Annotated in this window: 22 protein-coding genes and 1 pseudogene; 16 read left to right on the forward strand and 7 right to left on the reverse strand. The window is 70.4% G+C overall.

The genetic code is table 11. The features are described from left to right. Window positions 1-12: 12 nt before the first annotated feature. Together HDA40_RS26460 and HDA40_RS26465 are read left to right on the forward strand one after the other, a co-directional pair. Entirely contained in the window at window positions 13-1,464 is a 1,452-nt protein-coding gene (locus HDA40_RS26460; protein WP_253760382.1) for an alpha/beta hydrolase family protein, read from the forward strand. A 77-nt stretch (window positions 1,465-1,541) separates the two neighbouring features. After that, window positions 1,542-1,835, forward strand: coding sequence for a DUF2087 domain-containing protein (locus tag HDA40_RS26465; protein WP_253760385.1), 294 nt, complete (start codon window positions 1,542-1,544; stop codon window positions 1,833-1,835). A gap of 6 nt (window positions 1,836-1,841) precedes the next feature. On the opposite strand, the gene rsgA is transcribed toward HDA40_RS26465, so the two are convergent. Further along, window positions 1,842-2,897, reverse strand: a complete 1,056-nt coding sequence (gene rsgA / locus HDA40_RS26470; protein WP_253760388.1) for a ribosome small subunit-dependent GTPase A — start codon at window positions 2,895-2,897, stop codon at window positions 1,842-1,844. Beyond that, window positions 2,867-4,153 (reverse strand): 3-phosphoshikimate 1-carboxyvinyltransferase, encoded by a 1,287-nt coding sequence (gene aroA, locus HDA40_RS26475; protein ID WP_253760390.1) that lies wholly within the window; start codon window positions 4,151-4,153, stop codon window positions 2,867-2,869. Before aroA ends, rsgA begins: the two co-directional genes overlap by 31 nt. 56 nt (window positions 4,154-4,209) lie before the next feature. Between aroA and HDA40_RS26480 the strand changes: the two genes are divergently transcribed. The 5 genes and pseudogenes from HDA40_RS26480 (at window position 4,210) to HDA40_RS26500 (ending at window position 7,266) form a co-directional block, all read left to right on the forward strand. Then, window positions 4,210-4,938: an SOS response-associated peptidase gene (locus HDA40_RS26480; protein WP_253760393.1), complete on the forward strand. Its 729-nt coding sequence runs from the start codon at window positions 4,210-4,212 to the stop codon at window positions 4,936-4,938. 250 nt (window positions 4,939-5,188) lie between these two features. Next, a pseudogene (locus tag HDA40_RS26485) lies at window positions 5,189-5,548 on the forward strand (WhiB family transcriptional regulator); the annotation flags it as partial. A gap of 380 nt (window positions 5,549-5,928) precedes the next feature. After that, window positions 5,929-6,729, forward strand: a complete 801-nt coding sequence (locus HDA40_RS26490) for a sigma-70 family RNA polymerase sigma factor (protein ID WP_363419113.1) — start codon at window positions 5,929-5,931, stop codon at window positions 6,727-6,729. Beyond that, the gene (rsrA, locus tag HDA40_RS26495) at window positions 6,726-6,983 is read left to right on the forward strand and encodes a mycothiol system anti-sigma-R factor (RefSeq protein ID WP_253760395.1); all 258 of its coding nucleotides are present in this window, start codon (window positions 6,726-6,728) and stop codon (window positions 6,981-6,983) included. The genes HDA40_RS26490 and rsrA overlap by 4 nt, the downstream gene beginning before the upstream one ends. A gap of 67 nt (window positions 6,984-7,050) precedes the next feature. Beyond that, the gene (locus HDA40_RS26500) at window positions 7,051-7,266 is read left to right on the forward strand and encodes a biotin/lipoyl-binding carrier protein (protein WP_253760405.1); all 216 of its coding nucleotides are present in this window, start codon (window positions 7,051-7,053) and stop codon (window positions 7,264-7,266) included. A gap of 3 nt (window positions 7,267-7,269) precedes the next feature. On the opposite strand, the gene HDA40_RS26505 is transcribed toward HDA40_RS26500, so the two are convergent. After that, a complete protein-coding gene (locus tag HDA40_RS26505) occupies window positions 7,270-7,833 on the reverse strand; it encodes a TetR/AcrR family transcriptional regulator (RefSeq protein ID WP_253760408.1) in 564 nt (187 codons plus the stop codon). Between the two features lie 203 nt (window positions 7,834-8,036). On the opposite strand from HDA40_RS26505, the gene HDA40_RS26510 reads away from it, so the two are divergent. From HDA40_RS26510 to HDA40_RS26525, 4 genes are all read left to right on the forward strand, one after another. After that, window positions 8,037-9,593, forward strand: coding sequence for an MDR family MFS transporter (locus HDA40_RS26510; RefSeq protein ID WP_253763830.1), 1,557 nt, complete (start codon window positions 8,037-8,039; stop codon window positions 9,591-9,593). A 243-nt stretch (window positions 9,594-9,836) separates the two neighbouring features. Further along, the gene (locus tag HDA40_RS26515) at window positions 9,837-10,868 is read left to right on the forward strand and encodes an SIS domain-containing protein (RefSeq protein WP_253763831.1); all 1,032 of its coding nucleotides are present in this window, start codon (window positions 9,837-9,839) and stop codon (window positions 10,866-10,868) included. 74 nt (window positions 10,869-10,942) lie between these two features. Beyond that, on the forward strand, window positions 10,943-12,469 hold the full coding sequence (locus tag HDA40_RS26520) for a sensor histidine kinase (RefSeq protein ID WP_253760410.1): 1,527 nt from the start codon (window positions 10,943-10,945) through the stop codon (window positions 12,467-12,469). A gap of 108 nt (window positions 12,470-12,577) precedes the next feature. Then, window positions 12,578-14,788 (forward strand): hypothetical protein, encoded by a 2,211-nt coding sequence (locus HDA40_RS26525; RefSeq protein WP_253760413.1) that lies wholly within the window; start codon window positions 12,578-12,580, stop codon window positions 14,786-14,788. A gap of 26 nt (window positions 14,789-14,814) precedes the next feature. On the opposite strand, the gene HDA40_RS26530 is transcribed toward HDA40_RS26525, so the two are convergent. Beyond that, window positions 14,815-16,521 (reverse strand): hypothetical protein, encoded by a 1,707-nt coding sequence (locus tag HDA40_RS26530; RefSeq protein WP_253760416.1) that lies wholly within the window; start codon window positions 16,519-16,521, stop codon window positions 14,815-14,817. A 329-nt stretch (window positions 16,522-16,850) separates the two neighbouring features. On the opposite strand from HDA40_RS26530, the gene HDA40_RS26535 reads away from it, so the two are divergent. The 4 genes from HDA40_RS26535 to HDA40_RS26550 are packed head-to-tail and all read left to right on the forward strand — an operon-like array spanning window position 16,851 to window position 20,190. Continuing rightward, on the forward strand, window positions 16,851-18,572 hold the full coding sequence (locus tag HDA40_RS26535) for a nitrite/sulfite reductase (RefSeq protein WP_253760419.1): 1,722 nt from the start codon (window positions 16,851-16,853) through the stop codon (window positions 18,570-18,572). After that, on the forward strand, window positions 18,559-18,741 hold the full coding sequence (locus tag HDA40_RS26540; protein WP_253760422.1) for an eL43 family ribosomal protein: 183 nt from the start codon (window positions 18,559-18,561) through the stop codon (window positions 18,739-18,741). The genes HDA40_RS26535 and HDA40_RS26540 overlap by 14 nt, the downstream gene beginning before the upstream one ends. Next, the gene (locus HDA40_RS26545; RefSeq protein WP_253760424.1) at window positions 18,719-19,465 is read left to right on the forward strand and encodes a phosphoadenylyl-sulfate reductase; all 747 of its coding nucleotides are present in this window, start codon (window positions 18,719-18,721) and stop codon (window positions 19,463-19,465) included. The genes HDA40_RS26540 and HDA40_RS26545 overlap by 23 nt, the downstream gene beginning before the upstream one ends. Further along, the gene (locus tag HDA40_RS26550) at window positions 19,465-20,190 is read left to right on the forward strand and encodes a sirohydrochlorin chelatase (protein ID WP_253760427.1); all 726 of its coding nucleotides are present in this window, start codon (window positions 19,465-19,467) and stop codon (window positions 20,188-20,190) included. Before HDA40_RS26545 ends, HDA40_RS26550 begins: the two co-directional genes overlap by 1 nt. Here HDA40_RS26550 and HDA40_RS26555 read toward each other — a convergent pair. Together HDA40_RS26555 and HDA40_RS26560 are read right to left on the reverse strand one after the other, a co-directional pair. Continuing rightward, complete coding sequence (locus tag HDA40_RS26555; protein WP_253760429.1) at window positions 20,127-21,074, reverse strand: zinc-binding dehydrogenase; 948 nt, start codon at window positions 21,072-21,074, stop codon at window positions 20,127-20,129. The genes HDA40_RS26550 and HDA40_RS26555 overlap by 64 nt on opposite strands. A gap of 104 nt (window positions 21,075-21,178) precedes the next feature. Then, window positions 21,179-22,279 carry an NAD(P)-dependent malic enzyme gene (locus HDA40_RS26560; protein WP_253763832.1) on the reverse strand — a complete coding sequence of 367 codons (1,101 nt, stop codon included), beginning with the start codon at window positions 22,277-22,279 and terminating at the stop codon, window positions 21,179-21,181. Window positions 22,280-22,561: 282 nt separating this feature from the next. On the opposite strand from HDA40_RS26560, the gene HDA40_RS26565 reads away from it, so the two are divergent. Continuing rightward, entirely contained in the window at window positions 22,562-24,814 is a 2,253-nt protein-coding gene (locus tag HDA40_RS26565; RefSeq protein WP_253760432.1) for a hypothetical protein, read from the forward strand. Here HDA40_RS26565 and HDA40_RS26570 read toward each other — a convergent pair. Continuing rightward, a complete protein-coding gene (locus HDA40_RS26570; RefSeq protein ID WP_253760434.1) occupies window positions 24,793-26,289 on the reverse strand; it encodes an NAD(P)/FAD-dependent oxidoreductase in 1,497 nt (498 codons plus the stop codon). The genes HDA40_RS26565 and HDA40_RS26570 overlap by 22 nt on opposite strands. Between the last annotated feature and the right edge of the window lie 12 nt (window positions 26,290-26,301).

The following is a 26,301-nucleotide window of genomic DNA, read 5'->3' on the forward strand; positions in this document are numbered from 1 at the left end:
AGGCTTCTCCGCATGCGAAAGCCTCTGATCGCCTTGGCCGCCGTGGTCGCGGCGCTGCTGCCCGGCGTCGGCGCGTACGCCGGCCCGTCGGGTGACATCCCGCCGTATTCGGCCCCGGCTGGCCTGACCGCCACCGAAGTCGCCTTCACCAACGGCGACACCATCCTGCACGGTTCCGTCGTACGCCTCGCCGCGGACAAGGCCGGTGCGGACCCCACGGTGAAGCGTCCGGGGATCGTGCTCGTGCACGGCTCGGGCAACGCCGTCCGGCCGCAACTGGCCCAGGAGGCGGAGGTGTTCGCCCGCGCCGGGATCGTGACCCTGATCTACGACAAGCGGTCCGACTACAACCGCAGCCATCGGGACTACGGCGACCTCGCGGACGACGCCCTCGCCGGGGTCGCGCTGCTGCGCGGGCTGCCCGACGTCGATCCCGGCAAGGTCGGGCTCTGGGGACTCAGCGAGGGCGGCTGGGTGGCCCCGTTGGCGGCGTCCCGATCCAGCGACGTCGCCTTCCTCATCACCATCGGCGGCTCCGGGCTCAGCCCCGCGCGTACGCAGGCGTGGAATCTGAACAACCGGCTGGCCGGCAACGGCGTCGCGGAGGGCACCGCGCGGGACTTGGTCGCCACGGGCATGGGCCTGGCCGTCGCCCTGGACCAGTTCCCCGAGGCCAAGCACGATCCGGTCGAGGTGTTGCACGAGATCCGGCAGCCGGTCCTGGCGATCTGGGGCGAACGGGACCTGCTCGTCCCGCCGGCCGAGAGCGCCGAGATCTTCCGGCGCGAGCTGATCGCCAGCCCCAGCGTCAGCGTCCGCATCCTGCCCGGCAGCAGCCACGCGGCCCGGGTGACGACCGACGGCTTCGACCGCGTCGGCGGGCCGACCGTCGGCGGCTTCGTGATGGGCGAACTGAGCCCCGGGTACGCGACCCTGATGACCTCGTGGATCGCGGCCGGTTTCCCGGCTGCCACTTCCTCGGGCGCGACTTCCTCGGGCACGGCTTTCCCGGCCACCTCGGATGCGCTGCCGACGCAGCGGACCAGGTCGTCGGCGATCGAACCGGTGGGCGTCCTGGGCTTCGGGCTGTTCGCGTTGCTGCTCGTGGTGCTGCTCAGCTGGCCGGTGACGGCGGTGGTCCGGCGGTTGCGCGGTCGCCGGGGCCGTCCGGCGGCGGCGTTGCCCGCCCGGTTGCTGGTGCTGGCCGGGCTGGCGGCGACCCTGCTGGGGACGGCGTACGCGATCTATGTGGTCGCCTCGGGCGGCACCTCGGTACACGCCGCCTTCCTCGGCCAGCCGCTGGTGTGGCTGCTGGCCCGGGTCTGCCTCGCGATCGCGCTGACCTGCGGCGTGCTCGTCGCGCTGGCGTTCCGGTCGGCGCCGTCGGTCCGGCTGGGCGCAGTGCTCGCCGGCGGCGTCCTGCTCATCCCGTACGCCCTCGGCCTCGGCCTCCTCCTCCCCTGACCCCCCGCCCGGGGCCGGTGGCGAGCGCGCGGGAAACCTGCGCGACTCCGTCACCGGGCCCGGGTAGGTTCGGAAGGATGACGGAGCAGGTTGACGGGGAGAAGCGGCGGGAGGCCGTGTTGCGTACCTTCTTCGGTCCGGACGGCCGCCTGGTCAGCATGCCGGCCCGGATGGGCAAACGCCGGTTCGTCCTCGAACAGATCGCGTACGCGTTCGAGCCGGGGGTGCGGTACACCGAGGTCGAGGTCAACGCCATCCTGCGGGCGTTCTGGGACGACTACGTGTCGGTGCGGCGGTATCTGATCGACGCCGGGCTGCTCGGCCGCGAGCAGGGGCTGTACTGGCGTACCGGGGGTCATGTCGACATCTAGCGCCGGCTAGCCGTCCAGATCGCTGCTGGTACGCGAGGCCAGCAGCCGCCGGAACGAGGCCAGCCGCCGTTCGTCGGCGTGGCCCGCCGCGACCCAGGCGTCCAGCGCGCACTCGGCCCCGGGCAGATGGTCGCAGTTGGGCGGGCAGTCGACGGTCCCCTCGACGAGGTCGGGGAAGCCGTGCAGCACGCTGTCGGCGCTGACCAGGGCCAGCCCGAAACTGCGTACGCCGGGGGTGTCGATGATCCAGCCCGGATCCTTGCGGGACTTGCCGATGGGGGGCAGCCGTAGGGCGACCGCGCTGGTCGAGGTGTGCCGCCCCTTGCCGATGGCGCTGACCTCGCCGACCGCCCGCCCGGTCCCGGGGATGAGCCGGTTGACCAGGGTCGACTTGCCCACCCCGGAGTGTCCGACGAGGACCGACACGTGCCCGGCCAGCTCCTTGCGGATCGGGGCCAGGTCGGCGCCCGGCCCGGTGAGCAGGTGCGGCAGGTCGAGGGCGGCGTAGTAGTCGAGGATCTCGTTCGGCGTCGCCAGGTCGGACTTGGTGAGCAGCAGGATCGGCTCGATGTCGGCGTCGTACGCCGCGACGAGGCACCGGTCGATGAACCCGGTCCGGGGCGGCGGGTCGGACAGCGAGCTGACGATGACGAGCTGGTCGGCGTTGGCCACGACGACCCGTTCGATCCGGCCCTCGGTCGTGGTGTCGTCGTCGTCCGCCGTACGCCGCAGCACGCTTTCGCGGTCGGCGATCCGCACGATCCGGGCGAGCGCCCCGGCGCCGCCGCTGACGTCGCCGACGAGGGCCACCCGGTCGCCGACGACGACCGACTTGCGGCCCAGTTCGCGGGCGCGCATCGCGGTGAGTGTCGTCCCGTCGGGCCCGTCCACGGTGTACCGGCCCCGGTCGACCGCGACGACGAAGCCCTCGATCGCGTCGTCGTGCTTGGGCCGCGTACGCGTCCGGGGCCGGGACCCACGGGTCGCCCGGACGCGGACGTCGTCCTCGTCGTACTCGCGCCGTTTCGCCGTCAAGAGCCTGCACCCGCCATCGCACTCCATAGTGCCGGGAAACCGGGGAGCGTCTTGGCTGTACACGCCACATCGCTCAGGACTACGCCGGGGACCTTCAAGCCGAGGAGCGCGGCAGCATGCGCCATCCGATGATCGTCGTAGGTCTCGAAGACGGTGCCGGTCAGCGGGCGGGGTTCGATGACGAGCCCGTCCTCGTGCTCGACGACCCCGGCGCCGAGCGCGGCCAGCTCCCGGGCGAGCGCGGCCACCTGATCGTTCTCCTGCGTACGCAGGTGGGCGAGCCCGTGCAGGGTGGACGGCGCGTCGGCCAGGGCGGCCAGCGCCGCGACGACCGGGCTCAGCTCGGCCTGGTCGCGCAGGTCGACGTCGATCCCGCGGATCTGCGGCCCGCCGCGGACGGTCATGCCCTTCTCGGTGAGCCGGAACGAGCCGCCCATCCGGGTCAGCACCGAGCGCAGCCGGTCGCCGGCCTGCAGGGTGCTGCGCGGCCAGCCGGGCACCGTGACGCGCCCGCCGACGACCAGGGCGGCCGCGAGGAACGGGGCGATCGTGGCGAGGTCGGGTTCGATCAGCCAGCTGCGTCCGGCGAGCCGGGCCGGTTCCACCCGCCAGCTGTCGGGGGTCGTGTCGTCGACCGCCGCGCCGGCCGCCCGCAGCATCTCGACCGTCAGCCGCAGGTGCGGGGCACGGGGCAGGGCCGGTCCGGTGTGGGTCAGGGTCAGCCCGCGGTCGAAATCGGGCGCCGCCAGGAGCAGGCCCGACAGCAGCTGGCTGGACGGGGAGGCGTCGACGGCCACCTCGCCACCGCGTACGCGGCCCTTGCCGTAGACCGTCAGGGGCAGTCCGTCGGCGGCGCTGGCGTCCAGGCGTACGCCGAGCCCGCGCAGCCCGGTGACCAGCGGACCCAGTGGTCGCTGCCGGCCTCGGGCGGTGCCGTCGAAAGTGACCGTGCCGCTGGCCAGCCCGGCGAGCGGCGGCAGGAAGCGCATGACCGAACCGGCCGCGCCGACCTCGACTTGGGCGGATCCGGTCAGCGGGCGGGGGCGGACCACCCAGCGGTCGTCGTCGACGGTCGAGATGCTGACGCCCATCGCGCGGAGTCCGCTCGCCATCAGTTCGGTGTCGCGGGCGCGCAGCGGATTGTCCAGTGTGGATGTCCCGGTGGAGATCGCCGCCAGGACGAGCGCGCGGGCCGTCATGGACTTCGATCCCGGTAGCCGGACGACGGAGTTCAGCGGATCGATGGCGGTCGGTGCGGTCCAGGGCACTGCGCGCTTCGTCACCCGCCCATTCTTACCGTTCCGGCGGCTTGTCGGACCATGCGGGTAGGTTCAATTTCATGTGCGGGCGTTATGCGACAACGCGCTCCTCGGCCGATCTCAGCCGCCTCTTCGAGGCGTTCGACGAGACCGAGGGTGCCGTCACGGCGGACTACAACGTGGCTCCGACCGACCGGGTGCCGATCGTGCGCGTCTCGGCCAGTCGTGAGGCGCGTGTGCTGACGGTCGCCCGGTGGGGGCTGATTCCGCCGTGGGCCACGGATCCCCGCATCGGCTCCCGCATGCCGAGCAAGCCGGTCAAGCCGCAGCGCGCCTTGATCAACGCGCGCGCGGAGACCGTCGCCACGTCTCGGGCATTCGCGTCGGCTTTCGAGCGTCGCCGGTGCCTGGTCCCGGCCGACGGCTGGTACGAGTGGACCAGGTCGCCCACCGGCAAGCAGGCGTACTACATGACCCCTCGGGTCAGGGAGCATGAGCGCAGCATGAACGGAAGTGACCTCACGCTCGGCGGGATCTGGGGCGTGAAGGGCGACCTGCTGACCTTCAGTGTCATCACGCTGCCCGCACGGGGCGAGTTGGCGAAGGTGCACGACCGCATGCCGCTGCTGCTGCCCCCGGAGCGGTGGGCCGACTGGCTTTCTGCTACGCCGAGTGAGGACCTGCTCACCGCGGCCGGAGACGACTATTTGTCCACAATCGAAATCCGGGCGGTGGGATCCGCAGTTGGGAACGTCCGCAACGACGGCCCCGGGTTGATCGACCCCATCGAAGCAGGTCTACTTTTCTGATCGGCGCGCATCGCCATCCGGTGACACCCGGTAATCGATGCAGGGACACACACCACGCCTGATTAGGACGGATTGACGATGGAATGTCGGCAGGAAATTTTGCCGATGTCCAGACGAACTCTTGTCTCCGTACGCGTTTGTGCGATAGAACACAGCGCCGGTGCAGGTTCTCACACCCGTACCGGAATGGTTTGCACCGTGCAGCTTAAAGCGCGGTGAGGCACCGGACCCACGGGGGAGGTGGGTGGATTTGACCCGGGCGCGTGTTCCACGCCCACATGAAGTCGCGGCTGCGCGCCGTGACCCGAGACTGTTGCGGGCTGCCACCGAGCAGCAGGCCGACACCGCCTGGCGGACCAGGGGAGTCTGTCAATCCGTCGACCCGGAGACGTTCTTTCCGGCGCCGACCGATCCACCCGACGCGGCCATGGCGCTGTGCGGCACCTGTTCAGTACAGGGCGCCTGCCTCGCCTGGGCCTTGGAAGCCGGCGACTGCCACGGCGTCTGGGGCGGCACCACCGCCCGGGAGCGCCGGGCCATGGTGGTCGCCTGGCGAACCTTGGAGCAGCCCGAGGAGCGGCCTTACGCGGAGCAGGCGGACGCGACCCGTCCGGTCGTCGGGGGAACCGTCCCCGCGCCCGGCTGGGCCTCGGCAGTCGCCCGCGCCGCCGAGGCGGCCCGGATCGAGGCGGCGCAGGCTTCGGGCGTACGCCCGGCGAAGCGGTCCGGCCCGGCTCGTCGCCGGGGCGCGCCCGTCGTCACCGAGTTGGCGCTGGAGATCCACGAGCGCAAGCCGGAGATCCGGGAGCTTCGTGAGCCTCAGGTGCTGATCCCGCTGCAGCGTCTGGCCGACTCCGCACCCGCCCTGGAGGCGCTGCTCGCGTGACCTGCATCACCGCTGTGGTGGCGTGGCATGGAATGCGCGACGGTCGCGGAGCGTTGTCCCGGCCGGAGGACCTGAATGGGTTTCCTCCGCGAAGGGGTGATTCAGTGCGCACTGCGACGAAGACGAGGCCTGACGACCAGCTCAAGATCCGGATCGGGTCGACTGAGTGGTCGGCGGAGACGGCTGCGGACGAGATGACCCGCCTGCCTGCTTCGGTTGTTGCGACGGCCATGCCCGCCACCCGCGTATCCTCAGCGGGACGGGCCGTGACGTCACGGCCCCGGAAGGGCGAGGCCAGGGTGACCACGGAGTCGACGGAAGACCGGCGTGCACGGTTCGAGCGGGACGCCATGCCGTTCCTCGACCAGCTGTACCCGGCCGCCCTGCGGATGACCCGCAACCCCGCCGACGCGGAGGATCTCGTCCAGGAGACCTACCTCAAGGCGTACGCGGCATTCCACCAGTTCGAAGAGGGCACCAACCTCAAGGCGTGGCTCTACCGCATCTTGACGAACACCTTCATCAACTCGTACCGCCGCAAGCAGCGGCAGCCCGTGCAGGCTCCCACCGAGGAGATCACGGACTGGCAGTTGGCCGAGGCAGAGTCGCACACCTCGTCGGGGCTGAAGTCGGCCGAGACCGAGGCACTCGACCGGCTGCCCGACAGCGACGTCAAGTCGGCCCTCCAGGCCCTGCCCGAGGACTTCCGCCTGGCGGTCTATCTCGCTGACGTCGAGGGCTTCTCCTACAAGGAGATCGCCGACATCATGGGCACACCGCTCGGCACGGTCATGTCGCGGCTGCACCGCGGCCGCCGGGCCCTGCGCGGGATGCTGGAAAGCTACGCGGCCGAGCGCGGCATCATCAACGCGCCGGCCGATCACGACGAGGTGACGGCATCATGAGCGACGAGTGCAAGGACGTGCTCGACGAGGTATATCTCTACCTCGACCTCGAGTGCCCCGACGAGCGTCGTGACCTGATCAAGCAGCATCTTGACGAGTGCTCGCCGTGTCTGCGGGAGTACGGGATCGAGACCGAGGTGAAGGCGCTGGTGGCCCGCTGCTGCGGGGCGGAGAACGCGCCCGACGACCTCAAGCGCCGGCTTCGGGCGAAGCTCGCCGAGCTGGTGGTCGTGGACGACCGCATCACCTCCTGACCCTCCGGCATGGTTGGATGACCATCAGAGGTCCGCAGTGCGGCGGACCACTGCTGGGAGGGGCGCGATGGCCGACGAGATCCGTGCGGAGATGGTGGCGAACGTCTGGAAGGTCGTGGCCGCCGAGGGCGACCAGGTCGCCGACGGCGACACGCTCGTCATCCTCGAATCCATGAAGATGGAGATCCCCGTGATGGCGGAGTCCGACGGCAAACTGACCCGGCTCGCCGTGAACGAGGGCGACGTGGTGCAGGAGGGCGACCTGATCGCCGTCATCGGCTAAGGGTCAGCCCTCGATCAGCTCGTAGGCCATCTCCAGGGCGGTCTTCATCCGCTCCTCGTCGCTGATCTTGTCGGGGTCCAGGACGAACCAGCAGGCGTGCAGCGTGAACAGCGCCATCGAGGCGCGCAGCCGCCGCCCTGGGGTGGCGTCGGCGTCCACCAGAAAGTCGATCATGCCCTGCATCCGCCCGCGGAAGTCCTTCGTCGGGCGGCGGTCCTTCATCGTGGCCTGGTTGCGCTCGAAGAACCGCATGATCTTGTGGTGCTGGACCTCCATCATGCTGTCCGCGTAGCGGCGCAGGAACTCCTTGCGCGCCGCCAGGGTGCGGGGCTGCTCGGTGGTCCACTCGATGAGCTTCTCGATCCGGGCGGTCTGGTCGCCCATGAAGCTCTCGACGATCTCTTCCTTGCTCTTGAAGTGGTAGTACAGTGCGGCCTTCGTCACACCGAGCCGCTCGGCGATCTCCCGCAGGGACGTCTTGTCGTAGCCCTGCTCAGTGAAGAGCTCCAGCGCAACGGCCTGAATACGCGACCGCGTGTCCCGGCCTTCGACCTGCTGTTCGCTCATGTTCTGCTCCCGCGGAGATCCGATATTCCATTGCACTTGACGCGCGGCTGGTAATCAACTTACCGTACGGCTAGTAAGTTCGCTAGCCGGTCGGCAAGTAAGCTGATCCGACGCCAAGTCTGATCGAGGGAGCACCGCTCGTGTCCACCATCCCCGAACCGTCCATCGCGAAGCCGAATCTGCGGCTCGTGTTGCCGGGAATCATGCTGGCGATGATGCTGGCCATGCTCGACAACATGGTCGTCGGGACCGCCATGCCGAAGATCGTCGGCGAACTCGGCGGTCTGTCGAAGCTCTCCTGGGTCGTCACCGCGTACGTGCTGGGCACCTCGGTGTCCACCCCGATCTGGGGCAAGCTCGGCGACCTGTACGGGCGCAAGAAGGTCTTCCTGACCTCGGTCGTGTTGTTCATGATCGGCTCGATGCTCTCCGGCGCGGCCGGCGAGTTCGGCTGGCTCAACGACGCGGTCAACCCGATGACCCAGCTCATCGCGTTCCGGGCCTTCCAGGGCCTCGGCGCCGGTGGTCTGATGGTCGGCGCGTTCGCCCTCATCGGCGACCTCGTGCCGCCCCGCGAACGGGGCAAGTACCAGGGCCTCATGGGCGGCATCATGGCCATCGCGATGATCGCCGGCCCGCTGGTCGGCGGTCTGATCACCGACCACGCCTCGTGGCGCTGGATCTTCTACATGAACCTGCCGATCGGCGCGATCGGCTTCGTCATGCTGCTGCTCTTCCTGCACCTGCCGGTGCGCAAGACCGAGCACAAGATCGACTGGCTGGGCGCGGCCCTGCTCGGGATCAGCATCACCGCGATCGTGCTCATCACCACCTGGGGCGGCGGCGAGTACGAGTGGGCCTCGCCGCAGATCTTCGGCCTGGGCGCGCTGGCGCTCGTGAGCTTCGGCGTCTTCCTGCTCGTCGAGCGGCGTCACCCGGAGCCCGTCCTGCCGCTGCACATCTTCAAGAACCGCAACTTCAGCGTGGTCAGCGGCATGGGTTTCCTGGTCGGCTTCGCCCTCTTCGGCGTCGTCTCCTTCCTGCCGCTCTACCAGCAGACCGTCCAGAACGCCTCGGCGACCAACAGCGGCCTGCTGCTGCTGCCGATGATGATGGGCGTACTGGTCACCTCGTTCGCCATCGGCCGGATCATCACCAACACCGGCAAGTACCGCATCTTCCCGATCATCGGCGGCGCGATCATGGCCGTGGCGATGCTGCTGCTGACCCGGCTCGCCGACGACACCAGCCGGCTCGAGTCGTCGGTCTACATGGTGCTGCTCGGCCTCGGCATGGGCTTCCTCATGCAGACCACGCTGCTCATCGCGCAGAACAGCGTGGAGATGAAGGACCTCGGCGTGGCCAGCTCCACCGCCACCTTCGTCCGGTCCATCGGCGGCTCGTTCGGGGTGTCGATCTTCGGTGCCGTGTTCAACTCACGCCTCCGGGACAGCATGACCGAGACCGCCGGCCCGAAGGCCGCGGCGATGGTCGACCAGTTCGGCGGCAACCTGGGCAGCGAGGGCATGGCCCAGCTCGCCAAGCTCCTGCCGGCCGATCAGGTCGAGCCGATGGTCAAGGCCATCAAGCACGCCATCGCGTACGCGACGTCGGGGCTGTTCTGGTGGGCGCTGGCGTTCGCCGTGCTGGTCCCGGTGCTGGCCTGGTTCATCAAGGAGGTCCCGCTGCGGGGCGCCGGTCCGCAGAAGGCCGGCGAGGACTCGCCGGAGGCGGCGTTCGCCCTCGCCAGCGTGGAGTGACCGTCCGGTACGGATCCCGCAAGACCCGATAAGACTCGATGCCCCCGGAGATTTCCTCCTCCGGGGGCATCGCACTGTCCGCAGGCTTGGGGGGAGGTGAGATCCGGCGTGCCCCTGCGTGATCCTGCTCGTCCGAGTTGAGTCAGGCGCGATTTCGTGCAAGACTGCGCACAGATCGAGCATCAATCAAGCATATTTGAGCACGCATAGTCAGGAGTGAGCATGAGCGAGCGCGGCGCAGGGATGGCGACGGACATCGCGGAGCAGCCCGGGGTCTACGGCGCGCTGCTGGAGCCGGCGAGCGTACGCGAGATCGAGCGGGTCGCCCGGGCCATCGCCGAGCGCCGCCCGAAGCACGTCGTGTTCACCGCCCGGGGCACCTCCGACCACGCCGCCCTGTACGCCGCGTACCTCACCGAGATCCGGCTCGGCATCCCGGCCGGGCTCGCCTCGCCCAGCGCGATGACCGTGTACGGGGCCCGCCCGGACTTCTCCGAGGCGCTCGTCGTCGGGGTCTCCCAGTCCGGCGGTTCGCCCGACCTGACCGAGGTGCTCAAGATCGCCCGAGAGCAGGGCGCGCTGACGCTGGCCGTGACGAACAACCCGAAGTCGATCCTGAACGAGACCGCCGAGCTGACCGTCGACGTGGCCGCCGGGCACGAACGGGCCGTCGCGGCGACCAAGACCTACACCGCCGAGCTGCTCGCCCTGCTGCTGCTCGTCGAGGCGATCCGAGGTGAGGGCCAGGTGCCCGCCGAGGAACTCGCGCAGCTCGCCAAGCTGCCCGAGCTGGCCGAGCAGACGCTGCGCGACGAGACCCCGGCTCAGCTCGCCGGGCGCTACCGGTTCGCCGGGCGAGTCGTGACCACCGGTCGTGGGTACGCGTACCCGACCGCCCGGGAGGCGGCGCTCAAGCTCATGGAGACCTCGTACCTCGCCGCGCTGGCCTTCTCCGGAGCCGACCTGCTGCACGGGCCGCTCGCGATGGCCGACCCCGACGTCCCGGTGCTCGCCGTGGTGGGCTCCGGTCCCGGCGGGGTGGCGATGTCGGACGTGCTCACCCGGCTCGGCGAGCGGCGGGCCGACGTGGTCACGATCGGCTCCGGCGAGGTGGCCGACGCGTCGGCCCGGCTGGCCGTGCCCGAGGTCGACGAGCGCTACTCGGCGCTGCTGGACATCCTGCCGCTCCAGCGGCTCGCGCTGCACATCGCGCTGAGCCGGGGCGAGAACCCGGACGCGCCCCGCGGACTCAAGAAGGTCACCGAGACCCTGTAGCCGCCGAGGGGCGGCCGGGTGGACGAAGACGGCGGCGATCTCCTCGGGCCAGCGCAACTAGCTACTGTGGGGGCGTGTCCACACTTCGCGATCTGGTCGAGGAGCACACCTCGCTCGGCCCGGCCGACATCGACCACCTGACCCGGCTCGCCGGAGACTGGCAGTTGATCTCCGACCTCTCCTTCGCCGACCTGCTGCTCTGGGTGCCGGTCAGCACGGGAGAGGCGGTCGCGAGCGCGCCTTCGTTCCTCTGCGTCGCCCAGGTACGCCCGACGACCGCTCCCACGGCGTACCAAGATGATCAAGTGGGCCGGATCGTCGGCGGGCCGGAGGTGGCCCACTTGGCCATCGCCCGCCAGCAGGGCCGGATCTGGCGGGAGGGCGACCCGGTCTGGTACGGCGACACGCCCGCGCGCCATGAGGCGGTGCCGGTCCGCCGGCGGCGCGCGGACGGCGAGGCGAGCGAGGTGATCGCGGTCGTGGGCCGCGACACGAACCTGTCCACCGCGCGAACTCCGAGCCAGCTGGAGCTGAACTACCTCACCAGCGCCGACGACCTGGCTCAGATGGTCGCCGACGGCACCTTCCCGCCGCCTCGGCATCCGGGCGAGACGACCAGCGCGCCGCGTGTCGGCGACGGGTTGATCCGGCTGGACGGCTCGGGCAAGGTCACCTACGCCTCCCCGAACGCGCAGTCGGCGTTCCGTCGGTTGGGACACGCCTCCCACCTCGTGGGCGAGGACCTGGCTGCCCTGTTCAGCCGGCTCGCCGACGACCCGCTGGAGGGTTCGGAGGCGTCGGCGCGGGTGCTGGCCGCGCTGCACGGCGACTCCCCGGCCCGCAAGGAGATCGAGGTACGCGGCGCGACCGTGCTGACGCGCGCGCTGCCGCTGATCCCCGCCGGGGTGCCGATCGGTGCGCTGATCCTGGCCCGAGACGTCACCGAGGTACGCCGCCGCGACCGGGCGCTGATCACCAAGGACGCGACGATCCGGGAGATCCACCATCGGGTCAAGAACAACCTGCAGACGGTGGCCGCACTACTTCGGCTGCAGGCGCGACGGGTCGACGCGCCCGAAGCGCGCGCCGCGTTGGAGGAGTCCGTACGCCGAGTCGCCTCGATCGCGTTGGTGCACGAGACGCTGGCGATGTCGGCCGACGAGGCGGTCGAGTTCGACGGGATCGTGGACCGGGTGGCGACGGCTGCGGCCGAGGTCGCGGGCGGCTTCTCCGGCAGTGGCATCTCGGTGCGCATGCGCCGGGAGGGCAGCTTCGGCGTACTGCCGGCCGAGATCGCCACGCCGCTCGTCATGGTCCTCAACGAGCTGCTGCTCAACGCGGTCGAGCACGCGTTCTCCGACGACACCCCGGACGCCGAGGTGGTGATCTCCGCGCACCGGTTCCGCAAGCAGTTGCAGGTGGCGGTGGCCGACAACGGGCGCGGTCTGCCCGAGGACTTCAATCCGGCGACCGCGAAGCGGCTCGGTCTGCAGATCATCCGTACGCTCACCACCGGGGAACTCCGGGGCAGCATCGAGATGCGCAACCGCCCGGAGGGCGGCGCGGAGGCGTTGCTCGAGGTGCCCCTGACCAAACGCTGACCCGCACCATTTCACGATCAGCGCTGGATCAGGGTTCCCGGTCGAATCATCGTGCATGATTCGGCCCAGAACCGTGATCCAGCGCCAAACCACCCCCGGAGGAAGCGCATGACGGCGAGGCTGACCAGGTGGCTGCCGCCTGTCGTGGCCTTCCTCGCGGTGGTCGCGCTGGTGCTCGCCGCGGGCACGCCGGTCGTCGAGCTGGCCCGCTATTGCGCGTACGCGGTCTGGGCGGTGCTCCTGCCGGGAACGCTCGTCTACCGCGCGCTGCGGGCGACGCCGCGAACACTGGTGGAAGACGTCGCGATGGGCGCCGCCGTCGGGCTGACCCTCGAACTGGCGGCCTGGGCCGCCTTCTCCGCCCTCGATCTGCGCTTCCTGCTGCCGGGCTGGCCGCTCGTCGTCGTGGCGGTCTTCCTGACGAGGCGGCTGCGGCGACACTGGCGGCCCGCGTACCCGGATCGGCCGTCGGCCGCCTGGTCCTGGTCGCTCGCCGCGATCGTGGTCTTCTGGACGCTCTACCTCTACGTGGTCTTCCTCGCGCGGAACCCGGTGGTGCCGACGTCCGAGCAGACCATGCAATACCTCGATCTGTCGTATCAGCTCTCGCTCGCGGGCGAGGCGAAGAACCATCTCCCGCTGCACGTCCCTCAGGTCGCGGGCGAGCCGCTCAACTACCACTGGTTCGCCTACGCGCACATGGCGATGGCGTCCCTCGTCGGCGGGGCGGATCTCGCCGCGGTGTCGTTGCGCTTCGCGATTCCGGCGCTCTGCGCGCTCACCATCGTGCTCACCGCCGTCGTGGGCGCGCGGGTCAGCCGCAAGCCGTGGGTCGGCGTGGTCGCGGCCGCGCTCTTCTTCACCGTGGGGGAGTTCAACTTCACCGACCCGGTCACGATGCCGTTCGGCACCCAGGCCACCTTCGTGATCTGGCACGGCATGTCCATGATCTACAGCTGGGCGCTGCTGGTCGCGCTGATCGGCGTACTCGTCCCGATCATCACGGGCGAGTGGCGATCGTGGCGCGGCTATCTGCTCGCGGCCCTGCTCATCGCCGCGTCGAGCGGAGCCAAGGCCAGCTCGCTGCCGGTGGTCCTGGCCGCGCTGCTCCTGGTCGCGGTGGCCCAACTGGTACGCACGAAGCGGATCCCGTGGCCGGTCGTCCTGCTCGGGCTGCTGGCCGCGGCGGGCCAGTTCTTCGCGACCGCCGTGCTCTACCGGTTCCAGACCTATGCCACCGACGTGAACGTCTTCGGCAGCCTGGCGGTCTTCGCCGGGCCACCGGCGGGGGAGCAGCGCGGCTGGTGGGAGCAGGCGACGATCGCCGTCGGCGTGTTCGTCGCGTTCCTGCTGAACATGCAACTCCGGCAGGCCGGGATCATCCCGTTGCTCTGGCGGCAGCGGCTGCGACTCGAGCCGGCGCAGTGGCTGCTGCTGGGCGGCGCGCTCGGCGGGGTGGCGGCGTACCTGCTGGTCCGGCAGCTCAGCGACGGCCAGCAGTACTTCGCTCGCGCCGGATTCGCGTTCGGTGTGCTCCTGTCCGCCTGGGGCTTCGTCGACGTCTTCGAACGCGCTCGCCTGTCGGCGCGCGCCCGGTGGTACCTCGGCGCGTTCGCGGCTTTCCTGGCGGTGGCGACCGTCCTGGCGCAGCTCGCCGACGCCGGACGGCAGACCGGGTCGAGCCCGTTCGCCCCGGTGACGCCGATCCTGAAGTGGTCGTTCTTCCTGCTGCTGTGCGGGGTGGCCGGTGCGCTCGGCTGGTACGCCGCCCGCGGCAGCCGTCCCGAAATGCGAGGCAGGGGCGGTCTGGTGGTCCTCACGGCGATCCTGGTGGTCGGGGCGCCCGGGTTGGTCATGGACATGGTCAAGTCGGCTCGGTCGCCGAACGGCGGCGCGTACTACAACACGGCGATGCCCCGGTCCCGGGTGCTCGCCGCCCGCTGGGTACGCGACCACAGCAGTCCCGGCGACGTGCTCGCCACCAACGTGCACTGCCTGCCGGTGAAGTACGTCGGGCAGTGCGATCCGCGCACGTTCTGGCTGTCGGCGTACGCCGAGCGGCGGGTGCTGGTCGAAGGCTGGACGTTCGCGCCCCGGATCGCCGGGGACGCGCTGAAGCCGTTCTGGGATCAGGAGTTGCTGGCGCGCAACGACCGGGCCTTCACCGAGCCGACGCACGACGACCTCGCCGCCCTGAAGGCGGACGGGGTGCGGTGGCTCGTCGCCGACTCCCGGTCAGGTCAGGTCTCGCCGGAGTTGGCGGAGTACGCCGATCTACGGCACACCGAGGGCCAGATCTCGGTCTACGAACTGCGCTGAGGTCAACCCGCGCTGAGCCGGAGTGCTCAGCGCACTCGCCAGTACCAGACGCCGCCACCGGTCTGCGCCGGCTGCTGGACGATCGTCGTGATCGTGTCGCGCATGGCGTCGGCCGTCTGGCCGCCCTGCTGGAGCACGACGCACTGCGCCCGCCAGTACACGAGGTCCGCCCGGGCGACGGCGAGCTGCCGCGGTGTCAGCTCAGCCGGGTGGCCGGTCTCCCGGGCGGTCATCACGGCGACGTCCATCGTCCGCAGTGAACGGCCCAATCGGCCGCCGCCGTCGCGATCCCGGCTGAAGTAGTACCCGTTGGGTGAGGCGTAGCCCAGCTTGGCGGCCAGCTGCCAGCGCATCTGGAGGTGGAGTACGCCCTCCCGCGTCGTGTCCCCATAGGCGATCAGCGTGCTGCGGCCGTCGGCGCAGGACTGCCACTCGCCTGAGCTGATGAACTCCGGGGCGGGTTTGGCGACGACCGTGCCGAGGCCGCGCGGCAGAGTCGGAATCAGCGCCACGAGCACCATCGCCGGCCACGCCCAGCGCAGCGTGCCGAGCCGGGCGGCGTGGTCCCAGCTCACCGCGATCAGCAGGCCGATCACCGGGATGGCGATGAGCGCCAGGCGTACGACGACGACGTCGCGGAACACCGGCAGATCAGCGACGAGCGTCCACGACCCTGGTACGCCGATCGCCCGGCCGTGCCACTTGGGCACCACGCCCAACGAGGCGACGCAGGCGAGGACCGCCGTGAAGACGGCGCTGCGGACCCAGACGATCCGCCAGAGCCACACCGTCGCCACCACGGCGACGATGATCAGCGGTACGCCGAAGAACGCGGCCTGCTCGCTCGGGTTGGACGAGACCTCGACAGTGCCCGCTGGACTGCCCGCGATCGAGGCGTCGGCGTACGCCGTGAACGATCCGAGGTCGGCGACATAGCGGCCGCTGGGCAACCCGTGGTACGCGTCCGGCCCCAGGAACTGCACCCACAGCGGGTAGCCCGCGACCAGCAGGGTGCAGCCCGCGGCGACGCCGAGGCTGAGCATCGCCGGTTTCCACCGCGCGAGAATGATCTGCGGCCGCTGGATCCCGTAGAAGATGATGAATCCGCCGAGGCCGAGCGCGGTGAGCAGCAGGGTCTCCTCGCCCAGGAGGATCTGCGCGGCGGCCAGCAGGCCGAGTTCGGCCCCGCGCAGCGGATGCGACCACGACGGGCCCGGCAGGCCGAGGTTCAAGGTCAGCGCCACGAGCAGCGGCACGAAGAATTGGGCGGCGATATGTGGATGCCCGTTCGCCTGCGACACCATGCCTGGCGCGAAACCGCAGAACAGTGCGCCGGCGAAGGCGGCGGGAACGGCCGCCCTGAGACGGCGGCGGAACAAGGCGTACCAAGCGATCGCGGTGCCGGCCAGCGACGCGGTCGCGAGGATCGTGAAGCTCGCACCCGGGCTGAACAGCCAGGTGACCGGGGCCAGCAGGACGCCGGCCAGCACCACCGACGTGTTGCCCGCCAGGTTCGCCACGGTCGGCGTGCCCAGGATGGGCGCCAGGAACGGATCACCGGCGTGCGAAATGGACAGGGCGGTGTGCTGGAGCATCCACTCGAAGAGGATCTGGTCCTGCGGGTTGGTCGCGAGGAGCCGCCCGCCCGGGTCGGCCCACAGGCCACGCAGGACGAGAACCGCCGCGAGGACGAATAACGCGGCTGCCGTCAAATCCGGCCAAAACCTCCGCACGACTGCCAGCATATTGTGATCCCCGCCGCCTCGGTTCCGAGTGCTGAGATGGCGGCCACGGCATCTTGGCCATCGGCGTCCGGACATGGCATTGTGAACGGTATGAGTCCCGCCACGCTCCGTTCCGTGCTGCTGACCGCTCGGCGGCACGTTGACTACGGGCGTGTGCGCAGCGCTATCTGTCGCCACGGCTGAGCGTCGCCCGAGGACTCCGTCCAGGAGTCACTTCTTGTCCGGGCGCGCAGGCGCCGGAAGCAATGATGCTTGATCGCGGTCATGCCGCGATATCGGCGTAAAGCGCGCAATCCAAGCATCAGGAGGACGCCGCGATGGCGACCGATACTGACCGCACTTCTGGCGGCTCGCGCGAGCACTCCCCGGCGGCGACTGCCAAACCCGCCGTCCGGCGGAAGCGTGGCGAGGGGCAGTGGGCGCTGGGGCACCGTGAGCCGCTGAACCCGAACGAGCGGACGAAGAAGGACGACAACCCGCTCAACGTCCGGGCCCGGATCGAGTCGATCTACGCCCACCACGGCTTCGCCAGCATCGACCCGGCCGACCTGCGGGGCCGGTTCCGCTGGTGGGGCCTGTACACCCAGCGCAAGCCCGGCATCGACGGCGGTCGCACGGCGATCCTGGAGCCGCACGAGCTGGACGACGAATACTTCATGCTCCGCGTACGCATCGACGGCGGCCAGCTGAGCCTGGAACAGCTGCGGGTGGTCGCCGACATCTCCACCCGGTACGCCCGGGACACCGCCGACATCACGGATCGCCAGAACATCCAGTACCACTGGATCCGGATCGAGGACATGCCCGCGATCTGGCAGCAGCTGGAAGCGGTCGGCCTGTCCACCACCGAAGCCTGCGGCGACACGCCCCGCGTCGTGCTCGGCAGCCCGGTCGCCGGGGTCAGCGCGGACGAGCTGGTCGACGCGACGCCCGCCATCGACGAGATCGTGGCCAAGTACGTCGGCGACCCGGCGCTGTCCAACCTGCCGCGCAAGTTCAAGACGGTCGTCTCCTGGCTGGCCGACGTTCCGTACGAGGCCAACGACGTCTCGTTCCTCGGCGTCGTGCACCCCGAGCACGGTCCGGGCTTCGACCTCTGGGTCGGCGGCGGCCTGTCCACCAACCCGATGCTCGCTCAGCGCCTCGGCGTCTGGGTGCCGCTCGCCGAGATCCCCGAGGTCTGGAAGGGCGTCGTCGAGGTCTTCCGCGACTACGGCTACCGGCGGCTGCGCAACCGCGCGCGGCTGAAGTTCCTCGTCGCCGACTGGGGCGTGGCCAAGTTCCGCCAGGTGCTCGAGGACGAGTTCCTCGGTCGCAAGCTGATCGATGGTCCGGCTCCCGACCTGCCCGCCCGCCCGATCGACCACATGGGCGCGCACCCGCAGCGCGACGGCTCCTGCTACGTCGGCGCCTCGCCGATCGTGGGTCGCGTCTCCGGCCCGATGCTCCACTCGCTCGCCGACGTGGCCGAGGCACATGGTTCCCAGCGGGTACGCCTGACGCCGCACCAGAAGCTGCTGGTCCTCGACGTGGCGCCCGAGCAGGTCGAGGCGCTCTCCGACGCCCTGGAAGGCATCGGGCTGCAAGCCCGGCCCTCGCAGATCCGGCGGTCGACCATGGCGTGCACCGGCATCGAGTACTGCAAGCTCGCCATCGTCGAGACCAAGGCGACCGCGGCGGCCGTCATCCACCACATCGAGTCCACCGGCCTCGACCTGCCGATCAGCGTCAACGTCAACGGCTGCCCCAACGCCTGCGCGCGTACGCAGGTCGCCGACATCGGGCTGAAGGGCCAGTTGGTCCCCGGTCCGGACGGTGAGCTGGTCGAGGGCTTCCAGGTGCACCTGGGCGGCGGCCTGACCATGGCCCAGGGGCAGCAGTCCGGCTTCGGCCGCAAACTGCGCGGCCTCAAGACCACCACCGCCGAGCTTCCGTCCTACGTGGAGCGACTGAGCCGGGCGTACCTGGACGGGCGCAAGGACGAGGACGAGGCGTTCGCCGAATGGGTCCAGCGGGCGGACGAAGATGTCCTCCGGTGATCGGGCCTTCCCCAGCTATTGCCCGTATTGCGGGGACGAGGACCTGCGCCCCCATTCCGACGCCCACGGCACCTGGGAGTGCCGTTCCTGCACCAGAGTCTTCTCGCTGAAGTTCCTCGGCCTACTCAACCCCTCGGAGGCACAGAGTGAGCAGCACCCGAACCGTTGACGAACTGGTTGAACTGTCCGTCCGCGCCGGCAAGGCGCTCGAAGGCAAGCCCGCCGAAGAGATCATCGCCTGGGCGGTGGAGACCTTCGGCGGCCGCTTCGCGGTGACCAGCTCGATGGCCGACGCCGTCGTGGCCCACCTGGCCTCCCGGGTCGCGCCCGGCATCGACGTCGTCTTCCTCGACACCGGCCTGCACTTCGCCGAGACGCTGCGCGTACGGGACACGGTGGCGCGCACGATCCCGGTGACGATCCGGTCGGTGCGGCCGGAGTTGACGCTGGCCGAGCAGGACGCCGAATACGGCCCCCGCCTGTACGCCCGCGACCCGGACCAGTGCTGCTCGCTGCGCAAGGTGCAGCCGCTGGAGAAGGTGCTCGCGGAGTACGACGCCTGGGCCGCCGGGCTCCGCCGCGACGAGTCGCCGACCCGGGCCAAGACGCCGGTCGTGCACTTCGAGTACGCCCGCAACAAGGTCAAGGTGAACCCGATCGCGGCGTGGACGCAGGACGAGGTCGACGCATACATCGAGCGCTATGACATTCCGGTCAACCAGCTGCTCAGCAACGGCTACGGCTCGGTCGGCTGCTGGCCGTGCACTCGGCGTACGGCGGCGGGGGAGGACCCCCGGGCCGGGCGCTGGGCGATGTTCGACAAGACCGAATGCGGTCTGCATTCGTCGGGGAGCCTCTTGGGCGAGACGCCAGAAGTGCAGTCAGTGGCCTGATGACGCCGCTGCTCCTCGTCGCGCACGGGTCCAGAGACCCCCGTGCCAACGCCACGACCCGAGCCCTGGCGAGGGTCGTGGCGGCGGCGCGGCCCGGCCTCGACGTCCGGGTCTGTTTTCTGGAACTCGCCCTGCCCAGCCCGGCAACCGTGCTCTCGGCGCTGGGCGAGCCGACTATCGTCGTGCCGCTGCTGCTGACCAACGCGTACCACGGGCGGATCGACCTGCCGGCCCAGGTCGCCGGGTTCGACGTCGCGGTCGCCGCGCCGCTGGGCGGTCCGTCCGAGCACCTGCTCGCCGGGCTGCGCAAACGGCTCGACGCGGCGATCGGGCGGGACGCGTACGACGGGCTGGTCCTCGCGGCCGCGGGCACCCGCATGGCCGACGCCCGGGTGGTGGTCGAGCAGGCCGGAGCGAACCTGGGCGCTGCTCTCGGCGTACCAGTGGAAGTCGCTTATGCCGCCGGCGCGACTCCCACGGGCGGTGAGGCTGTCGCGGCCTTGCGGGCGCGGGGCGCGCGGCGAGTGGCCGTGGCGAGTTACTTCCTGGCCTGCGGACGCCTTTTCGACCTGGTCACGAACAGTGCGGTCGACGCCGGTGCGGTGGCGGTGGCCGAACCGCTGGGCGCGTCGTGGGATCTGGCGCGGCTGATCCTGGAGCGCTACGAGTGGGCGAGCACGAGCTTGCCGAACACGTCGCCGGTGGCGAGCTTCTCGAACGCCTGACGCGCGTCGGCGAAGGCGAAGACCTCGTCGATCACCGGCCGGACGCCCTGGGTCGCCACCAGGTCGATCAATGCGCGCAGCTCGTCGGCGGTGCCCATGCTGGAGCCGAGGATCTGAAGCTCCATCATGAACACCCTGGCCAGCAGTATCTCGGCGCTGCGGCCGGAGGTGGAGCCGGAGACCACGATGCGCGCGCCGGGCGCGGCGCACTTGAGCGAGTGGTCGAAGGTGGCCGGGCCGACCGTCTCGATCACGACGTCGACCCGCTCGGGCAGCCGCGCGCCGGGCTCGACGGCGATCGCGCCCAGCGCGGCGATCTTCTCCCGCTTGGCGGCGTCGCGGCTGGTGGCGTAGACGCGCTTGCCCATCGCGTGGGCGAGGACGACGGCCGCCGTCGCCACGCCGCCGCCGGCGCCCTGGACGAGGACGGCGTCGGCGTCCTGAATCCGGCCCTTGGTCGTCAGCATCCGGTACGCCGTGAGCCACGCCGTCGGCAGCGCCACCGCGTCCTGAGTGGACATCTGGCCGGGCAGCGGCAGCAGGTTCTCCGCCGGAACGGTGACGTAGTCGGCGAGGGTGCCCTGATGCTTCTCGCTCAGCAGCGAGAAGCCGCGGGGATCCTTGGCCTCCGGGATCACCGCGTGCACCAGTACGCGCGACCCGTCGTCCGTCTCGGCGACGGCGTCGCAGCCGAGGATCATCGGCAGCTGTGCCTCGGACAAGCCGACTCCGCGCAGCGACCAGATGTCGTGATGGTTGAGCGCGCTGGCCAGTACGCGCACGACCGCCCAGCCGGGTTGGGCCTCCGGTTCCGGACGCTCCCCGACTGCGAGCCCGCTCAGCGGGTCCTCCGGATTGATCGCCTCTGCATACACCGCGCGCATGGCCCTACCTTACGTGCCGCGTTATCGGGTGCAGATCACGGTTATGCATGCCTCGAAGCGCCTAGGAGGCATGCATAACCGTGATCTGCAGGGAGGTCCGGTGACTAGGTGGCGGCGATGACGGCGGCGGCGACCGCCGGAGCGACTCGCGGGTCCAGCGGGCTAGGCACGATCTGGTCCGCGCGCAGGTCCCCGGCGACGATTCCGGCGATGGCGTCGGCCGCGGCCAGCTTCATGGCCTCGGTGATCCGCTGCGCTCCGGCGTCCAGCGCGCCCCGGAAGATCCCCGGGAACGCCAGTACGTTGTTGATCTGGTTCGGGAAGTCGCTGCGGCCGGTGGCGACGACGGCGGCGTACTTGCCCGCGATGGCGGGCGGCACCTCCGGAGTCGGGTTGGCCAGGGCGAAGATCATCGAGTTCGGAGCCATCGCGGCGACGGCCGACTCGGCGATCTGCCCGCCCGAGACCCCGATCAGCACGTCCGCTCCGACCAGGGCGGCCTCGATGCCGTTCGCGACGCGGCCCGCGTTCGTGATCGCGGCCAGCCCGGCCTTCTCCGAGCCGGGCGCGAAGTCGGGGCGTTCGGCGTACAGGGTGCCCTTGGAGTCGCAGACGATCACCCGGCCGGCGTCGACGCCGCCCGCGATCAGCATCTTCGTGACCGCGATGCCGGCCGCGCCCGCGCCGGAGACGACGACGCGAAGGTCGCCCAGGTCGCGGCCGAGCAGGCGGGCCGCGTTGCGCAGCGCCGCCAGCACCACGATGGCGGTGCCGTGCTGGTCGTCGTGGAACACCGGGATCGGCAGCTCGGCGTCCAGCCGGCGCTCGATCTCGAAGCAGCGCGGGGCGGCGATGTCCTCCAGGTTGATCCCGCCGAACGAGGGCGCGAGCGCCTTGACGACCGCGATGATCTGCTCGGTGTCCTGGGTGTCGAGGCACACCGGTACCGCGTCGACTCCGCCGAACTGCTTGAACAGGACGGCCTTGCCCTCCATGACGGGCATCGCGGCCCGGGGGCCGATGTTGCCGAGGCCGAGCACGGCCGACCCGTCGGTCACCACCGCGACGGTGTGACCGACCCAGGTCAGCTCCCGGGTCAGGGCCGGGTCGGCGGCGATCGCCTCGCACACCTGGGCTACCCCCGGCGTGTACGCCAGGGAGAGGTCCTCCCGGCTCGTCAGGGGGACGGTGCTGGCCACGGCCATTTTGCCGCCGCGGTGCCGGGCGAAGACGGCGTCTTCCACGATTGGGCTCCCAGAGAGAACTTCACTGGCGTGCCGTGCGGTCGTCAACAGGTGTGTTGACCCGGCTCGGCGGGCTACGAACGGGAAGGTTACCCGAGGAGATGGCGATCGGGGATGACCCGCGCGCGTCGCGAACTGGGCAGTTCCGAGGTGCCGGACAGGCCCGAGTGGTGCCCGTCAGCGTACCGCACCGGTCGGCCGGGTTTGCCGCGACCAGGGTGGAGATCTTGTCGTTAACGCGGCATGACGGCTGTCCTGGAGCAGACCACGACCCCGACTCCGCTGCCGCCGCGGCGTACGCCCGGCGCCTGGCTGGCCGCGTGGGCCCCGGCTCCGCTGGCGCTCGCCGCGCTGTCGGCGTTCGTGGTGTCCCACGGAGTCTCCGTCCGCGACCTGCTGGCGTTCGTGGCGTACCTGGCGTTGGGGATCACCCTGCCGGGCGCGCTCTGGTGGCGGGCAGCCCGCCGGGGCTCGAGCACGCTCGCGGAAGACCTCGCCGCGGGCACCACCCTCGGGTACGCCCTCGAAGTGCTGACCTACCTTCCGGCGCGGGCGGCCGGCGTACCGCTGGCGGTGCTGGCTTGGCCGATCGCGACGTATCTGCTGTTCGGGCTGGTCCCGGGGCTGCGTCGGGTCTGGCGGATGCGCCCGGCCGACCGGCTGCCGATCTGGTTCTCCTGGGTGCTGACCGGGTTGGCCTGCTATCCGGCGATCTGGTCGGCGGTCCCGTTCTACGCGAGCCACGGCCTGTCCTATCCGGCGTCCGCCTCGCCTTATGTCGACCTGCCGTACTACCTGTCGCTGATCGGCGAGCTGAAGCACCACCTCCCGGCCCAGTTCCCGTTCGAGGCCGGGCAGCCGCTCACACACCACTGGTTCCTGCATCCGGAGATCGCCGCCACCAGCTGGGTCACCGGGATCGAGCCGATGACACTGCTGTTCCGGCTCTCGATCCTGCCGATGATCCTCGCGCTGGGCGTCCTGCTGGCGTTGCTGGCGCGGCGGATCATCGGCGCGTGGTGGGCCGGCGCGCTGACCGTGGCGGCCACCTGGACGCTGGTCGGACCGGCGTTGACCGGCTGGGCCGGCGGCCTCTCGCCGGGCACCTCGGGGTTGTCGCTGCTTTGGATCTGTCCGACCCAGACGTTCGGGGCGGTGCTCTTCGCCGCGCTCATGCTCACCGTCCACTCCCTGCTGAACCGGACCCGGGACGGCCGCCGCTGGGGGGAATGGGCGGTCTTCACGGTGCTCTGCGCGGTCGTCATGGGAGCAAAAGGCACCTTCGGGGCGTTGCTGCTGGCCGGGGTGGGTCTCGCGACCGTCCTCGGCTTCGTGCTCGCCCGCCGGATCGATCGGACGCTGCTCGGGCTCGGCGCCGTGACGGGTGTCCTGTTCCTCGTCACGCGGCAACTGGTGTACGAGGGGGAGAGCTTCGGCCTCCGGACGATGTTCCCGGCGCCGTCGGTGATCAACCGCATGAACGCCGCCGGACTGACCGGAGACCGTCCGCTGTGGGCGTACGCGGTGCTGGGAGCGCTCATCCTCGTCGGGTGGCTGTGCCTCGGCGGCCTGATCCTGCGGCTGGGCCGCGCCGGACTGGCCGATCCCGTGCACGGCGTGCTCCTGGGCGTCGGGGTGGCGGCGCTCCTGCTCGTTCTAGTGCTGGCGCACCCGGCCGCCAGCGAGAACTACTTCGTCTACTCCGCCTGGCCGTACGTCTGCCTGCTGGTCGTCGCCGGACTGGCGGCCGTCGTCCGGAGCCGCGAGGCGGCGTGGTGGCGGTACGCCGTTGCCGTCGCCGGGGGAGCGCTGGCGGCGTACCTGACGGTCAAGCTCGGTCCGGCGCACCGGCCGGCGGACGGTCGCCTGCTCGCCCTGACCCTCCCGTACGCCCTGGCGGTCCTGACGGCGTTCGCGGTGGCCGCCGGGCTGGCGTGGCGTACGGGTGGTGGCCGGCGGCTCCTGACGAGCCTGCTCGCTTTGGGGATGCTCGGGTTCGCCGTCCAGTCCAGCGTGCACATCTGGCGTTTGCCGGCCACCCCGCACCCCGCCCAGTTCATCCCGGCCGGAGCCTTGGAAACCGGCCGCTGGCTGCGAGATCACTCCACCCCGGACGATCTCGTCGCGACCAACGCCCACTGCTGGCCGCCGGTGAAGACGGGCTGCGACAGCCGCCACTTCTGGATCTCGGCGTACGCCGAACGCCGGGTCCTGGTGGAGAGCTGGGGCTACACCGCGTGGGCGCACGCGGCGTGGATCCCGTTCCAGCTGAAGCCCGTGCGGATGCCGTTCCACGACCAGGCGCTGCTGGCCGCCAACGACGCCGCGTTCGCACAGCCCACCGCCGCCAGCGTCGGCAGGCTGCGGGACGCGTACAAGGTGAAGTGGCTTTTCGTGGATCTGACGCAGAACGAGCCGGCCGACGGACTGGACCGCGTGGCGATCCTGCGGTACGCGGCCGGCTCGTGTCGGGTCTACGAGATCGCGGCGTCCTGAGGCTGTGCCTCGCGGTCCTGGCTGGGCAGCACGGGCGCGGCCCGGCCGGTGCCGTGGTCGCCGGCCTTCTGCTCGTGGTACTCGTCCTCGACGTTGACCGCCCAGATGTCGTGGCCGGCGCCGGTGAGGATGTTCTCGGCGCTGAGCATGGCGGTCATCATCGAGTGATCCTGGTTGTTGTACCGGTGCATTCCGTTGCGGCCCACCGGATGCACGTTCGGCACGGCCCCGGCCAGCCAGTCCCGGATCGTCTCCACATTGCGCTGATAGCGCTCGTCATAAACCGGGTACGCCTTGGGCATGCGCACGACGTAGCCCTGTTCGACCGCGCCCGGCCGGACCAGGCCGAGTCGCTCCAGTTCGGCGGTGGCCAGGACGACGAGGTCGGAGTCGGCGGCGTCCCACAGGTCGTCGCCGACGGTGACGAAGTACTCCAGGCCCAGGCAGGTACGGCCGTCCTGCACGAGGTACGGCGACCAGGACCCGAAGTTCTGGATGCGGCCGACCCGGACGCCCGGCGTGTGGATGTAGATCCAGTTGTCCGGGAAGCTGTACTCCTCCGGCACCACCAGCGCGACCGTGAGGAAGTCTCGGTAGCGCAGGTCGTCGGCGGCTGCCTGGACCTCGGCAGGCGCGGCGGGTTCCATGGCGCGGACGAGCGCGGACAACGGCATCGAGGAGATCACGTCGGTCGCCGGTACGCGTCGCTCACCGTCGCAGTCGCGAACGGACACCGCGGTCACCCCGGAGTCGTCCCGATGCAGTGCGGTGACCGCCGTCGACAGTGCGACCGTGCCGCCCTGCTTCGCCACGAGCTCGGCACACCGCTCCCACATCATTCCGGGACCGAGCTTCGGGTACTGGAACTGTTCGATGAGGCTCGTGATGTCCGTCTGATTGCGCTTGGGCAGCAACGCGTTCAGCACCGCGCCGGCCAGCGACAGGTTCTTGATGCGCTGGGCCGCCCAGTCCGCCTGCAACTCGGTGGCGGGCATGCCCCACACCTTCTCGGTGTAGGTCTTGAAGAAGATCGAGTAGAGCCGCCAGCCGAACCGCGCGGACACCCAGCCCTCGAAGTGCGACTGGTCCTTCGGCGGCCGGACCTGCGCCCAGGCGTACGAGCCGACACAGCGGACGGCCTCGGCGAGGCCGAGCCCACGGAGCGCGTTCATCGCCTTGAGCGGGTAGTCGAACAGCGCGCCGTTGTAGTAGATCCGGCTCATCCGCGGGCGCAGCAGGAAGTCGCCGTCGGGCAGGATCTCGTGCCACAGCTTCTCGACCGCCGCGACCTTGGTGAAGAACCGGTGCCCGCCGATGTCGAAGCGCCACCCGTCGCGTTCCGCGGTGCGGCTGATGCCGCCGACCACGTCGTCCGCCTCGAAGACGGTGACCGCACGAGCGGACTTGGTCAATTGGTATGCCGCGGTGAGGCCGGCGGGACCGCCGCCGATCACCACGATGGAGGAATCGTCCATGGCCTGCATTCG

The sequence above is a fragment of the Hamadaea flava genome (genome assembly GCF_024172085.1).
GTDB classification, from domain to species: Bacteria; Actinomycetota; Actinomycetes; order Mycobacteriales; family Micromonosporaceae; genus Hamadaea; species Hamadaea flava.